The 14,137-nt window shown below is 42.8% G+C and carries 9 protein-coding genes and 1 pseudogene; 2 read left to right on the top strand and 8 right to left on the bottom strand.

All coding sequences use genetic code 11. The annotated features are described in order from the left end of the window. Nucleotides 1-55 precede the first annotated feature (55 nt). The 6 genes from A596_RS04635 to A596_RS04610 all read right to left on the bottom strand — a co-directional run bounded on the left by A596_RS04635 (nucleotide 56) and on the right by A596_RS04610 (nucleotide 9,591). Nucleotides 56-265: a KTSC domain-containing protein gene (locus A596_RS04635; RefSeq protein ID WP_039912985.1), complete on the bottom strand. Its 210-nt coding sequence runs from the start codon at nucleotides 263-265 to the stop codon at nucleotides 56-58. A 14-nt stretch (nucleotides 266-279) separates the two neighbouring features. Further along, the gene (locus tag A596_RS04630; RefSeq protein ID WP_039912983.1) at nucleotides 280-2,100 is read right to left on the bottom strand and encodes an ATP-binding protein; all 1,821 of its coding nucleotides are present in this window, start codon (nucleotides 2,098-2,100) and stop codon (nucleotides 280-282) included. After that, nucleotides 2,084-3,361 (bottom strand): SIR2 family protein, encoded by a 1,278-nt coding sequence (locus A596_RS04625; RefSeq protein WP_152600098.1) that lies wholly within the window; start codon nucleotides 3,359-3,361, stop codon nucleotides 2,084-2,086. Before A596_RS04625 ends, A596_RS04630 begins: the two co-directional genes overlap by 17 nt. Nucleotides 3,362-3,495: 134 nt before the next feature. Then, nucleotides 3,496-8,238: a DUF3320 domain-containing protein gene (locus A596_RS04620; protein ID WP_039912981.1), complete on the bottom strand. Its 4,743-nt coding sequence runs from the start codon at nucleotides 8,236-8,238 to the stop codon at nucleotides 3,496-3,498. 213 nt (nucleotides 8,239-8,451) lie between these two features. Then, nucleotides 8,452-9,117, bottom strand: coding sequence for an inovirus Gp2 family protein (locus A596_RS04615; RefSeq protein ID WP_039912980.1), 666 nt, complete (start codon nucleotides 9,115-9,117; stop codon nucleotides 8,452-8,454). Nucleotides 9,118-9,378: 261 nt separating this feature from the next. Then, the gene (locus A596_RS04610) at nucleotides 9,379-9,591 is read right to left on the bottom strand and encodes a helix-turn-helix transcriptional regulator (protein ID WP_039912979.1); all 213 of its coding nucleotides are present in this window, start codon (nucleotides 9,589-9,591) and stop codon (nucleotides 9,379-9,381) included. Nucleotides 9,592-9,859: 268 nt separating this feature from the next. Between A596_RS04610 and A596_RS04605 the strand changes: the two genes are divergently transcribed. Beyond that, nucleotides 9,860-10,744, top strand: a complete 885-nt coding sequence (locus tag A596_RS04605) for a hypothetical protein (RefSeq protein ID WP_039912978.1) — start codon at nucleotides 9,860-9,862, stop codon at nucleotides 10,742-10,744. Nucleotides 10,745-10,782: 38 nt separating this feature from the next. On the opposite strand, the gene A596_RS04600 is transcribed toward A596_RS04605, so the two are convergent. Next, a complete protein-coding gene (locus tag A596_RS04600; RefSeq protein WP_039912977.1) occupies nucleotides 10,783-12,000 on the bottom strand; it encodes a tyrosine-type recombinase/integrase in 1,218 nt (405 codons plus the stop codon). A gap of 1,241 nt (nucleotides 12,001-13,241) precedes the next feature. On the opposite strand from A596_RS04600, the gene A596_RS21885 reads away from it, so the two are divergent. After that, nucleotides 13,242-13,763 (top strand): DUF4760 domain-containing protein, encoded by a 522-nt coding sequence (locus A596_RS21885; RefSeq protein WP_160280073.1) that lies wholly within the window; start codon nucleotides 13,242-13,244, stop codon nucleotides 13,761-13,763. A 14-nt stretch (nucleotides 13,764-13,777) separates the two neighbouring features. Here A596_RS21885 and A596_RS04590 read toward each other — a convergent pair. Then, nucleotides 13,778-14,137, bottom strand: a pseudogene (locus tag A596_RS04590) (phage portal protein); the annotation flags it as partial.

Raw genomic sequence — 14,137 nt, 5'->3', positions numbered from 1 at the left:
CGATCTGGTTCATAAAATTTTAAAAAGTAAAACATAACTAACTTTAATTAAGCGATCATACCCTAGAGTATGGATATGCATTCTTAATATAAGCATTGAAAAATTGTCCTTTAGATCCTGCCTGCATTAACTGATCATACATTTCCTTGGATATATTGTAATACTGATAAACACTACCATTTAAAAACTCCACCTCTAAAGTATCAGTACCCTCATCGTAGCCAATCGAAGCTATATTCGTTGACGAAACGTAATTTCTATCCATTGCATACTCCTAATTTATTTTTCTTCAGTGGGAATTAAGCTTCTAGTTATATCTAGTACTTTAACAACAGCGCGCGGTTTTTGTGCTCTCCAAGATGCCACAACGCGGTCGTAGCCTTCGAGTTTTTTGACATATGCCCATTGAACTGCAACTTTAGGATCACTGCTTTTAGGTCGATATTCTTCTTCTGGCAGAGTTATTCTACAACGCATTGGCAATTTAGCAGCTTCGCCCATTACGATAGCTTCCCCAGTTCGAAGTACTGGCAATACATCTAATAGAGTTATCAACCCATCAGGTAACGCACCTTGTACTCGCCCCCGGTCATCTGGATTCGAAAGACGCAGCGCAAAAAATGTCCCGCACTGAGATAAAATAGTTTCATCAACCTCAGATGGCCTTTGACTAATTACCATGGCACCAACACCATACTTGCGACCTTCTTTCGCAATTTTCTGAACTATTTCAGATGCCAGATTGTTCTTCCCTTTTGATAGATAGCGATGGGCCTCCTCCATCACCACCAACAAAGGTCTATTTATTCCACCCTCGGATTTTTCTCTACTCCAAAATAAAGCTTCATAAACTATTTTCAAAATAGAGCCAACTAACAATTCCAAAACAATACTTGGAACCCCTGATAAGTCCAGGATAGTAATTGGTTTTTCATTACCCAACCATTCAGAAAGCAAAAAATCTAAATCGCATTGTGGAACTCCATTTATATCCGGTTCCCAAGGACCAGGATGAAGTAAAAAATTATAGCGGCGATCTAAAAGTCTGGATCTAAGAAAATTTAATTGTCTTCTGATTCCTAATGCTTGAGTATTAATGAACGGTGGGGTGCTACCCATCCCATGGGGCTTATATTTCGGCGCAATAAGTGCATCGATATCTCCATCATCTTGTTTGGTAGGCTGATCTCTGTGCTGACCTTCAAAAGTTGTAATTTCAAAATCAATTAACTCATACCATAATTTTTTCAAACTAAAAGGTATAGGCGTATCAACCGTAATTGAGTTTGATTCAACACCAGCAAAATTTGCATGATTATGAGATTGCATTTTTAGGCTAAAAATTTTGTCCGTAAATGCAGTTTCTTTTGCGTCCTTAACACCGCCAGTTAAAAAATCAAGCAATTCATTACTACTTAGAGCCCAATACGGGATAAAAAGCTCCTTTTCTCCAGGCCTTGGATCAACTGAAAAAATTGTTGCAACATCAGAAAGAGCCTCTGCATATTCGCCATGAACATCAAGCATCAAAATTCGAGCACTCGGGTATTCAGAATTCCCACATATAGAGCGTAGCAAGCTTGCCGTAGTGGTGGACTTACCAGACCCAGTTGACCCCAAAACTGCAGAATGCCTAGTCACTAACTCATTCAACGATACCTTAGCAGGAATACTTTCTGCACTGGAGAGAGTGCCGATAACAATTTGGCCAAACTTACTCGCCCCATAAATACGAGCCAAATTTGATTCCGTAGTTATGTGCACACTGTCTCCAATATTTGGATATTGACTTATACCTCGCTCAAATACGCTACCAACAGACTCCCCAATTAATTGGACCTGCATCCATCTACCAGTCTCACCAGCAGCCGAATCCAAATTGGAAGGCATTGCTTTTGCTCCCACCTCTGATACGACACCAAACAAGTCTTGATACCCTTGAGGTATACGTACAAAGCTCCCCACCTGGCCAATTCGATAAGTTCTACCCTCGATAATTGATAATCCCGATGCAATTGATTTAGCCAGATGTACACTAACGGAGGAACCGGAAACAGACTCAACTGAACCCATATATGTTGGATCACGACTTAGAGTCATTATTCTCTCCTGCACTCATACTATCTTCCTCATCAACTGAAGAAGGAGAGTCTTCTCCTTCCGTGATAGCATCATCAGCATTCTTTTGAAAAATAAATTCAGATGATTGCGAAAGAGCAAAAAATCTAGCTAATTTAGAAAAATCGCCAAGAAGAAATTGATTTGATGTGTTTTCTCCAGTTCCTCCCCAAAAGGTGCGCCGAATGTTAAGCCACTCATTACTAGGCGATTGCCCTGGAACCCAATTGCCTTTCACACCAAAGATTACAGCACCGTCTCGTGCATAAACACTCATATTTGGCCGCTTTAATGCTAAACCAACAGCATACATTTCATCGGATAAATTTTTATATTGAAAAGCAAGAACCGCAGTGTGCTTATTCGCTTCTAATGCTTCATCTAGAACAGCAGCAATGTGAGAATCAAAAAATGAAAACCCCGTGCAAATTAAAAGGCTATCTGGAGTGGTAAGAAAGGATTTCAATCTTTCAAATAAAGATGAAAATGGCTGGCGCGATATTTGATCGTATTTTAGGTGATCTGGATATATTAATTTTGTCGCACTTCGGCTTCCCGTTCTAATAACTGTCCCACCAGAAATATCCCATCCAAGTGAACCGTGGATCTTCCATAAACGGGACCAACGAGAAGGAAGTCGATCAGTTGCAACACTCGTTGGATCAAAAAATGGTTTATGGGCCCCAGAAAACCCATCAAAATAAGGTAGATGCGCTCGCTCAAAAGCTTCTTCAAGAAGTAAGTCATAGTTAGGAGAAAAAATCTCTACGGGATGATCTCTGGTAATGCCGCTGACCCATGAAACTAATTCAGTGTACGGATTTACTTCTTGCGGTAATGATGGCGCCACTCGCTCTCCGATTTTCTCACATATTCTTTCTGCAAGAGCCTCATAGCCTGAGCCATCCAACCCATGAATCTTAATAGTTCCAATAGCTTGGGAAAGCCTGCGAATTCGGGTCAGTATTGTTTCAATATTAGGATTGGGATCCAACTCAGGCAGCAAAAGATCGACAATTTTTCTATCTTCATCAAGAATATTTTCGAACACATATTTCGTAAGCCCAGCAACATCAGGGATAATTGAGCTGCCTGTATCACTTAACTTTCCTTCGCCATCGACTCTTAAAGATACAGGCGCCCCTGCACCCAATAATATACCAATACGCTTTTTCCCTTGTGACAGTATTTGCCTCAAGTCCGCCATATAACGATCTGGATTATGTACTGTATTTTGACTCATATTTCTCTCTCAGATAACGAGCTGACTGATCTTACAAGCATCAATTGTTGTTTGAAGCAAAAAATTAGAAAAGCTTTTGAGTTTTCCTTCTTTCAGAAACATGGAATAGTTGATTAAAATTCACTTACGAAGAACTAAATATTAGTGTTGCTCCAACGAAAAATTCCTTCTGATAATTCAACCTTTCCTCTGTGATGTAAAACATCCAGTCCGCTTGAGATTAGATCTCTTAGCTGAGAGCTAACCACATTAAAACCTAGCCTTTTTGCAACCTCAGATGGAATTTCATCCCTCTTGCCACCCAGGTTATCAAGCAAGACTTTATTGATCGCCTCATGAATCTCTTGATGTGGTAAGAACTCCGGTTTACGGAGGTTTACTGATAACACATCAGAACGGTCACGAACCCGTATAGGCCGGTTAGAAATATCCAAAAAGTCTCCATCCGCAGATACACCTCCTCCAGCTAAGGCGATTTTTTTGGCTTCTTCCAACACATCACGAATTCGATTGCCCGCACGCTGAAGCCCCCATAAAGTTCTAATACGAGTAATAACTTCATCGTTATGGATAGGCCCTTCAATTTCTACAACTTGATGAATAATTTGAGCGAGGCGAGTTACCGGGACTTCATGAAGCTCTACATGCTTGGGAACATCAAAATTTGCTTCCTGATATTTATTTGCTTCGTTCTTTAATGTAGTTAACTCGATAACAGAATGGTCATCTCGATCAACAATATTTACCTGTACTCTACCCGCCTCTTTTTGTATATCCCTTTCTTGCCGAGCAGTTAGCTCTGCTTTAGCCGCATCCAACGCACTGAGAATTTTGTTTACTTCTCTTTCAGGTTGTCTAAACCAATCGGTGCTCCAGACTCGATGCAATATCCACCCATGATCTTCCAACACGGCCTGACGCAAGCGATCCCTATCACGAGCTGAACGTGATGAATGGTAACTCGTACCATCGCATTCAATACCCAGTAAGTAACGGCCTGTTTTCTCTTGATCCAAGATAGCTAGATCAATAAAGAATCCTGCAATTCCGATTTGAGGATGGATGGTTAGGCCTTTCGCCTCCAAGGCAGCTTTAACCTCTTCTTCAAACGGAGACTCCATCTCCCTACTTTCACGACTTGCGATTGATAACCTGCCGGTCTCCGCGTAACTCAAGAAAACCTTGAGCGCAGCAACACCCTTCCCTTTACCACGATCAAGGTCGATATCTTCCGCCTTAATTGAAGAAAACACTTCGCAGCGCAGTTTTGCACGAGAAATAAGTACGTTAAGTCTTCGCTCTCCACCGTCCATACTGACGGGGCCAAATTTCATCGGCAAATAACCGGACGAGTTTCTTGCGTAGGCAACAGAAATGAAAATTACATCACGCTCGTCCCCCTGAACATTTTCAAGATTTTTTATAAAGAAGGGCTCATTCGGATGATTATTAAAATAAGGTTCAACGTCCAAATGTTTGCGGCGCAGCAGTTCAAGTTCATCTTGAATTGCTATTTTTTGCTGAAGGGAAAATGCAGCGACCCCCAAGCTTTGGTGGGGATTATTTTTGGCATGCTCAATAATTTTCGCAGCAATAACTTTTGCCTCTTCGCGGTTTACTCGCGTCCCACCACTATCAAATACACCATTGGGAACATAGTTAAACCTTAACCCCGCTCCTGAGGCAGCAGTAAATGGGCTTGGAACGATAAACAATTCATTTTTATAGAATTGCTGATTAGAGACTGCAATCAACGATTGATGGCGACTACGATAGTGCCAACGCAACATCATTTGTGGCATGCCGCGAGCCATGCAAAGACTCAGGATACTTTCAACATCGCTTGCACCAGCAACGAAGGACTCGTCGTCATCGTCAGAGGTTTCTGATTCGGTCGTCATGCGGGAGAAAAAGCGGGTTGGCGGTAATTGGCGATCATCACCAACCACAACCAGTTGCTTGCATCTGGCAACTGCGCCTAGTGCGTCGACTGGTTCAATTTGACTGGCCTCATCGATAACCAAGATGTCAAATTCAACTGACCCTGGTTCTAAAAATTGTGCAACAGAAAGAGGACTCATCATAAAAACTGGTTTAATTGCTTGAATTGCTTCGCCGGTTAGTTTGAAAAGTTTTCTGAGTGGCATATGTCCGCGTTTACGAGCAATCTCAGCATTCAACGTGCCCATCGGGCCAATACCACCGACGGTTCGGGGAATTTGATCAAAATGCTTTAACGCAGCTTCTGCTCTAGCCAACTCTATACGCTGCTTATCAAGTGTGCGGAAACGTTCCACCTTATTGGTATGTTGGTCGCCATCAAAAGTTGCCAATTCAGGCAAGCTGTTGCTTAAACCTTTCAGTAAACGCTCGTAGTAAGCACGCTCGAAATACAAAATAATTTGCTCAAGTGGTATTACGCCTTTTTCTAACTGATTGATCAGTTCGCCCAAGCCGCGCTCCCTTGCCTCTTTCCTGATATATTGATATTGCATCCAATCAAACAAGCGCTCTGGCTCTGCCTTCCAGGATGCTAAACGGGCATTCAGCTCAGAGAGATTGATTGCATTTTCACTATCAACACCAAATGCTTCTTTTAGATCGAGTTTATAAGCGGTAATTAATGAAGTGAGTGCTTGTTGAAATAGTTGTGATTGCTTTTCTGCCAAGACACCTTGTTGTGTGCATTTTGTTGGTTCCGGCAACGCTGAATACATCGAACGAAATGTTTCAGACAGCCCATTGCCATCCTGCCCCTTCATCCAGTGAAGAACTTCACCCAACTTACCCCAATCACTTTTTTCGCCGCCCCAGAGCGTTCCGAAGGCTGCTCGCCCAATAGAATCTTTGTCCGCAATGGATTTACGCAACTGTTGCGACTCAATTAATTCATCAACTAATGCCAGCCGTTCCTGTTTTGATTTTGGAAATTCTGCTTTGCAATGTGACTTTATTGTCGCCAATGCTTTCCTATAATCGCCCATTAAAAAACGGAACAAGGAGTCACCGTTAGCGGCAATTTGTCTACGACAGGGATCGAGCTCTTCTTTCCAAGCCGATTCAACAAAGGACTGTTGTAGTTTTGTGTAACTGCTTTGGAATTTGACGCCAAGCTCTACCAACGAAGCCAGTTCTTTTATGCCGTTACTCCAAATCGCATTTGCAACAGCAGCGCGATCAAGAGTAGGAGCCGCCCCAATTAACTTGCTCAGACGAATCTGCTCAGCTATTTCAGTCAGTGTACTCGGCGATGCAAAACCTAACGCATTCGCTAATCCCTGGGTGATGCTTAAAAGATCTTCTGAAAGGATTTGAACGTTGGGGATTTTTTCCTGAAGATTATCAGCATCCAATTTCAGCAACGCTAGGTGACCACAACCTCGCCATGGGTGACTTGCAGCAGCGCCAACTTTTTCTGCTTTTTGTTGATAATCCGATAGAAGTGTTTTGCGAGCGCGAAAATCTTCGTAAGTCCAAGCCTCAGGTTTTTCCAACAAGGTAGGCAACCCGGATAAACGAATATTCTGTAATCGAACAAGATGCCCAACCACATTAAAGGGCGTTATCCCGGTAGGCTTTACCCGCGCATGCATAACCGCCACATGACGATTCAACTCATCACGGGTTTTGCTCAACTCCTGAACCAATTCGTCCCGCCGCTCTATCTTTGGACGTCCTAAATCACGTGCCGCTTTTAGCTCGTCAAGAACCCTGCGTTTATTCGTTCTATTACTGTGTAACTCAATACAGGCAGGGCCTAAACCTATGGCATTTAGTCGGCGATACACCACTTCTAAAGCAGCCATTTTTTCAGATACGAAAAGGACTTTTTTACCATCAGCGACAGCTGCTGCAATGACATTAGTGATTGTTTGGGATTTACCTGTACCAGGTGGTCCCTGGATAACCAAGTTTTCACCTTTACGCACAGCCTCGATAGCAAGAGATTGGGAACTGTCTGCATCAACCACATGGCGCTGTTCAGAGACGGGTACGATTTTATCGACATGGGTATTGTCTGGAAAAATCTCACCTCGTGCCGGGAAGCCGTTTTGTAAGGTAGCCAAGATGAGTGGTTGCTGATCGATACGTTTGTTCGCGGGCCATGTTTCCGGATCTAAATCCCGGTACATGAGGAATTTTGCAAAGCTGAAAAAGCCAAGCACCATCGCATTGGGCTCAACAGACCAACCCTCCTGCGAAGAGATAGACTTCGAAACTTCATCAATATAAGCAACCGGATCGAAATCATCACCGGCTTTGAACTCCGGCAATATCAAACCGAAATCGGCTTTTAGTTTCGCCGCTAACGATAAATTTTCCGAAGCATCTTCTTGCAACCATACAAGGTGAAAACGCTCTGCTGCGCTTTTACGCTCCAATGCAACTGGTAAGAGAATCAGAGGAGCAGAACGCTCTTTATCGGGGGCATTTCGGTCAAACCATTTAAGCTGGCCCAAACCAAGGTAGAGGATGTTAACGCCCTGCTCTTCAATAAAAGTACGGGCGTCGTAATACATTTCAAGCAAACGGTGCTGCAACTTATCGGATGCGAGTTTGGTTTGAAGCTTCGCATCCTTATGGCGAGTGGCCATCCCATTTTCATCCAGCTCATCATCGGGCTGGGGAAGCGAAACTCCACTCTCGTCATCAGGCGCGACTTCGTCAGGATCTTGCTCTACTGTCCTTCCTGGCAGGAAGGTCATACTTTTGCTCTCAAGAACGAGCCTTTTGTAGACCTCGGAAGTTAGTTCATCGTAGATGTTCAGAAGCTTACCGGTAGCTCGCTTGGGTAGACTCAGAAGACGATTTCTTGTGGACAGATCAAGCAAAGACTGACGGCTTTTTTCCAGCTTATTCGCAACAGACTCGACCATTACGGTTCCCTTTGTTTGGATATGTTGAGTAACTATACGACCCCTTCTATCCAGTCAAACGAGTGGCGCCTGCCATCCCAAAAGCAAACAGATAGTGGTTTTATCCGATATTAGCAATTTTGAGAACCAAATCAAATTTCGCGGGATTACGACCCCCCCCCCATTAAAGAAGCAAGGCAACCACCTTAGACAAACAATGGTCACCTAAAAACATCACTCTCGGCTACCACCAAACACATGAAATCCATCATGGAAATTTTTGGAGACGACCTTGGCGAGATAGCTAGCCCGGCAGAACACCTGAGCCATTTGGTCTGCATTTCTAGAATCTACCAAATATTGACCAATTTCAGGAAAGTGAGTGAATTTGTTTCCTTCAACCACATGAACGCCCAACGCCTCTCCCCAAGATTCACCAATGCGGTTATACAGACTTTCATGGGCATTAGAAAAATGACCTAACGAATTGAATGCATGACCACTGAATAGCAGGAGGAGATGGAAGTGAGGCTTATCACTAGAAGGGCCATATTCTCTAGTCCAAACATATTCAAAACCCAGACTATGCACACGCTGCCCCGCACCCTGCTTTTCGGTTTTGTAGCGCTGGAGCTTACGCCTTAAAGCCTTGATAAATAGGTGCAGATATTCGTTTGAAAAAATCTCCTGCCCCTCAGGGAAATGATATTGGGGAAAATGCAAATCGACTCTTGCAGCAAATACTTTCGAGTGACACTGAAGGCTACGATTGATTGTGCATAGCAATCGTTCCAGATATTCCTCTACGAAGCCATCCTTACAGTTAAGTATGGGAAGCCCTTTATAGGTAGGCTGCTGATGCAGAGATAAGTGATATTGACCTGATACTCGCTTACTCATGTGATACTCCTAAAGGTTAGTTGTTACATAACCTCTGGAGCACACATAAAAAGTTACGCAGTGACAGCACACATTAAAGCTATTAAGAAACCAATCTTAATTAACTATACTAATATTCCCTACAGCCATGATTTAAGCCAGCCCCTATAAAACCCTCATTAAGGCAGCATAAGCCCCACAATTCTGAAAGAGCTATATTTCCAAAAAATTTACATATTATTTAAAAAGCAGCATAAAAGGAGGGGGCGCGCCCTCCTCTAGCTAGGCTATTACCTTACCCGAGAAAACCTCACCCCTATCTCGTTCTTCTATACGAGCTAGCACCCACTCGTGCACCTCACTCTCCACCCAGCCAACCGACCTATCCCCCAATGACACGGGCTTAGGAAACGAACCTTCAGCGACATATTTATAAACAGTCGATCGGGCCAGACCGGTGCTATCTATCACTTCTTTTAAACGAATAATTCTCATGACTGCCTCCAATATTTGAGTCATGAGATAAGGGAAGGAAGTATTTTTTGTTTCTTGATAGTCGTTACGCAATAGAAAGTTAAAGCAAAAATCTCAAGTTTTCTGAGTAACCTAGAAGGACAGATTAAGTGCGAACGCATGAAAACTGCCAAGATACCTTTATTTATACAACAATTAGTCTAAATTGATAACTTAAATGAGACGTAAATTATGCTTAATTAAGTCTTTATTAAGCACTAAATTAATCTGAAATATTACTGAGTGATTTATGCCACTGCAAACAGATGACCTTATCGAAAAATTGACTAAAAGAGAGATCAACTGGATCTCCGCTTATATGAATATGCGCGAAACAGAGTCAATCTTAGATACGGATAGCTTTTCATTAAGAGAGAAAAAGCTAAAAGTTTACGCCCTTGCAAATGATTCAAATCTTAAAGAAATAGAGTTATTGAAACATCAAAGTGGGGATCGTCTTTTATTTGAGAGTGAACTTGCATGGATCAATAAAAATGATTCCCGACTTTTAAAATGGATAGCCTACTACTGGGCAAAAGCAGCAAAAGGCGCTGGTAGACTTTCTATAAAAGCTGGCGGTACAGAGATAGTTTATGAAAATTTTATCTTTGCCATAGACTGGTGGCCGGTAAACTTAGAAAACAAGCGCATGTTCATCAACCAGGCCAAGTCAGAATGGGCTCAAATATTACAAAATGATAGAAAGCTTGCTTGGTTGGACATTAAAAATCAAAGTCAAATTGAATGGGCATGGGCATATATTAGAGAGAGCATGAAGGATTACGTGAACTGGAAAGATTACAATCCCACTAGTACAGAAGAAATGTATCTGGATATTTTATCTATTTTTGACATGTGGGACGGTAATCCTGCCGAGTTACGCGAGCATCAAAGCAAACTGAAACAAGCATGGGCCCAACAGAAATATCGAGCAAACCTTCACAAAAAGAAGAAAAAGCAAAGTACTTATGTGCTAAGTACAGAGACCAAGACCCAGCTTGAAACTTTGGCAAGAGTTAACAACGTCAACCTAAATCAAATGCTTGAATACATTATCAATCAAGCATTTAAGAACTCTAAAAGGGGGCAACTACACGATATCTCAGCAACAGATAACAACATCCCTATTCAATGATAGATGACCTGTTTATATACTTTATGAATTGGCCACCTTTACTTTTCCTGACGGTGTTTGCCAACGCGCAAGGCATCCAAATAATCCGCCCACACCTGCATCATCTCTTTCCGTTCAGGAAGATGCCTAGTCCGGTTGTACGCCCGGCCATTTGTATCCTTAACAGCATGCGCAAGCTGCTGTTCAATATAGTCAACACGAACGTGCAAGATCTCATCAAGGATAGTACGGGCCGTCGCCCTGAATCCGTGAGGTGTAACTTGGTCGTTTGAGTAACCCAAAGACCTCAAGGCAGTACGGACGCCATTTTCTGACATGGGGCGACCATCACGTCTGGCGCTGGGCATCACGTAGCGGTTGCGCCCGGTAATTGGCTCCAGCTCTCTCAAGATTTCTATGGCCTGCCTTGGAAGAGGCACTATGTGGGCAGAGCGCATTTTCATTTTGCCTGCCGGGATTTCCCAATACTCCTTTTCCCAATTGATCTCAGCCCATTCCATTTGTCGGATTTCACCTGGGCGCTGAAATAGTATTGGGGTGAGCCTTAGAGCAGCCCTGACTTCCGGCGTACCGCTGTAGCTATCAATACTGATGAGAACCTTGCGCAGCTCTTTTGGGTCGGTAATGGCAGCCCTGTGGTTGGCCTTGGCGGTGACCAATACATCTTTAAGATCTTGGGATGGGTCTCTATTAGCCAACCCCAAACCGACTGCATAGCGCATGACCTGACCGGCAACCCTTTTGGCTCGGTTAGCAGTTTCGTGCAAACCGTCAATTTCGATTTGCCGTAATGGTACGAGCAACTTTGCTGAAGTGATTTCTGAAACAGGGGTGTTGCCGATAAAAGGGGATAACTTTTGATCAACTATCCACTTGAGCTTATCGAGGGTTACGGGAGCAGCGCCCTCAATTTCTTTCTTCTTAATGTACTCAGCAGCAATCGCTGAAAAAGTGTTCGATGCAGAAATTCGCTTGCTTAATTTTTCTTGTCTTTTGATCTCGCCCGGATCCTTGCCTTCAACTAATTCCAGTTTTGCGAGTCGAGTTTTTTCGCGTGCAGATGCAAGAGAAATTAATGGATAAACACCAAAGGCAAGACGTTTTTCTTTTCCACCAAAACGGTATTTCATTCGCCAATATTTGGAGCCATTCGGCATGACTTCTAAATACAAACCGCCGCCATCAGCAAGCTTGAATGGCTTCTCTTTTGGCTTAGCCTTCTTGATTGCGACTTCAGTGAGCTTATTGGTTGCCATTTACGCCTCCAAATTTATGCCCCCAATTGTGCCCCCAGATGGTTGTAGCTTCAATAGGATTTCGGTGGACGTATATAGACAAAAAACGCCTTAAAACCCAGTGTTTATGCGGGTTTGGAGACGTTCTGGGATTTCCTGAAATTTGGAGATGGTGCCCGAGGCCGGACAAAAATACCCAATAAAATCAATGCCATTAGGACACAAAACGTAAAATAAGTGAGCGGATTACGTGTACTGCAAACCAAACAGAGGAGCAAACAACCCTTTTTACGTTTTTTTGAGAGCCCTATTTCTCACACAAACTTTGCCTGGCAATTCATGATTTTCGCCCTACAAAGTCCAAATCCAGTACTTGAACTCAGAGACACATCTCCCACCCTTAAAAACATGATAACAGCCCTTCCCCACCTGTTTTAGCCTTGTCAGGGGGCGGGAATGCACGCAAAAAACCGTGGATCCGTGGATCATTTTTTTAACCCTTTGATTTGTATATATTTTCTTTATTTCACCATCCACACATACCCCCAATTTCTCCACGAATTCTTGTTTTTCTCCGTGGATGCTTTTTTGATCACCTCATCCTTATCTATCTCTATCTTATTGAATTAAAAGAAAAATAAATAAAAAGACCGGTAAAAGATAGAAGTAGCACATCCACGGTTTTTCTAGCTGATCAAAAAATAGTCCACGGATTTTTTCGTGGATCCACGCTTTTTTGTGGATGTTTTTGTGGACATAAATATCAATAAAATCAGTACGTTAATCATAAAAAAGCCCCCTCTCCACGGATCCACGGCTGCGCACTCCCTGTCCCCCCTTATTTTTAAAAACGACCCCTTTCACTACCCTCTAATTTATTCCGCAGTTCCTAACGCAACTTTTCGCGAATTTTGAATAAATTCGAATAATTTATTGCAGCCGGCAATCTCACGCATAGCCCAAATACGGCGCGGCTTTGACCAAGATGAATGTGGTGAATAAAAACCCGCACGTGAAGAGCGCAGGCGGGGCGGGGGCCTGACTGCGCGCAAAAGATTTGAAGGGGGAGTAAATGCAGTAGCTTAGGAACCTCTGCCACAAGTTGGCGTCAAAGATTGGCTACAAAATACTTTAAGTACTTAAGCAAGTTGACATGCGGCAAAGCGCTACTCTATAGTTACCTTGAGTCAGGTTGACTCTAAAGTAATTTATGTGGTATAGAAAATAGGAGTCACATATGATGTTATACAAAGATGGATGGAGTGATAGATAAAACAAAAATGGAAGAATCTTCAATTAAACCGGAAGTTGTAATAGGAATTATTAACCTTGTAATACTCCTCATCACTGCAGTTGCAGCGTTTATTGCCATTGGCATAAATCAAGCAATCAACCGAAAGCGAGCAACTGTAGAGATGGTTTTAAACCATAATCAGAATGCTCAATTGCAGGAGGCGAATGAAGCAATTAATGAGCTGTTACATTCGCAACAAATTACCTCACTAAGTGCAAACGATAAGAAAGACTCCCCAGAAAGAAAAGCTCTCTTAAAGGTTCTTAATGCATATGAATTTATTGCAAATGGAATCAAAGAAGGGGTTTTTGATAAACAGCTATATAAAAGAATGCAATATGGGACGGTTGTGAGAGACTGGGAGGCGTTCGCTCCATTTGTCATGCATCTTAGAACGCAAGTTCAACGCCCCACCCTATTTCAAGATTTTCAGTGGCTATATAAAGAATTTAAAAAACAACCGCTAAAATGTTTGCACAGCGATAACTAATTTTTAAGGCGCCCTCACAAGGAGGTAGAGGTTAATTTCGCCAAGCTGTAATCATTAAAAGCAATTACCTCCTCCCCTACCCGTTCGTTGAGCTCCATCATCCGAGCTTGCAGCGGCTCTAATTCATTCGCCACAAATACATTGGCTGCCTTCTCTACGTCGCCAAAACCTCCTGTATTATCGGGAACTATACCCATCAATTGTGGTGGCACACGGTGGCCTGCGAGTTGATCATCGCGACTGGCGCGCTTGATATTCAGGAACTCATCTTTAGCCGCAACCTCACTGACCGGAATTATTTGTATACCTTCCTTTTTTCCACCCGGAGCATACATAAATAAATTTTTAAAATTGCCCGGCCCCTTCGACTCCTT

Source organism: Cellvibrio mixtus subsp. mixtus J3-8 (assembly GCF_000766945.1).
GTDB classification, from domain to species: domain Bacteria; phylum Pseudomonadota; class Gammaproteobacteria; order Pseudomonadales; family Cellvibrionaceae; genus Cellvibrio; species Cellvibrio mixtus_A.
The sequence above is the reverse complement of the archived record's forward strand: the minus strand, read 5'-3'. Positions and strand labels throughout refer to the sequence as shown.

What these genes read in the sequence shown, in the direction of transcription:
- A596_RS04635 (WP_039912985.1), bottom strand. Translation starts at nt 265, where the DNA reads ATGGATAGAAATTACGTTTCGTCAACGAATATAGCTTCGATTGGCTAC.
- A596_RS04630 (WP_039912983.1), bottom strand. Translation starts at nt 2,100, where the DNA reads ATGACTCTAAGTCGTGATCCAACATATATGGGTTCAGTTGAGTCTGTT.
- A596_RS04625 (WP_152600098.1), bottom strand. Translation starts at nt 3,361, where the DNA reads ATGAGTCAAAATACAGTACATAATCCAGATCGTTATATGGCGGACTTG.
- A596_RS04620 (WP_039912981.1), bottom strand. Translation starts at nt 8,238, where the DNA reads ATGGTCGAGTCTGTTGCGAATAAGCTGGAAAAAAGCCGTCAGTCTTTG.
- A596_RS04615 (WP_039912980.1), bottom strand. Translation starts at nt 9,117, where the DNA reads ATGAGTAAGCGAGTATCAGGTCAATATCACTTATCTCTGCATCAGCAG.
- A596_RS04610 (WP_039912979.1), bottom strand. Translation starts at nt 9,591, where the DNA reads ATGAGAATTATTCGTTTAAAAGAAGTGATAGATAGCACCGGTCTGGCC.
- A596_RS04605 (WP_039912978.1), top strand. Translation starts at nt 9,860, where the DNA reads ATGCCACTGCAAACAGATGACCTTATCGAAAAATTGACTAAAAGAGAG.
- A596_RS04600 (WP_039912977.1), bottom strand. Translation starts at nt 12,000, where the DNA reads ATGGCAACCAATAAGCTCACTGAAGTCGCAATCAAGAAGGCTAAGCCA.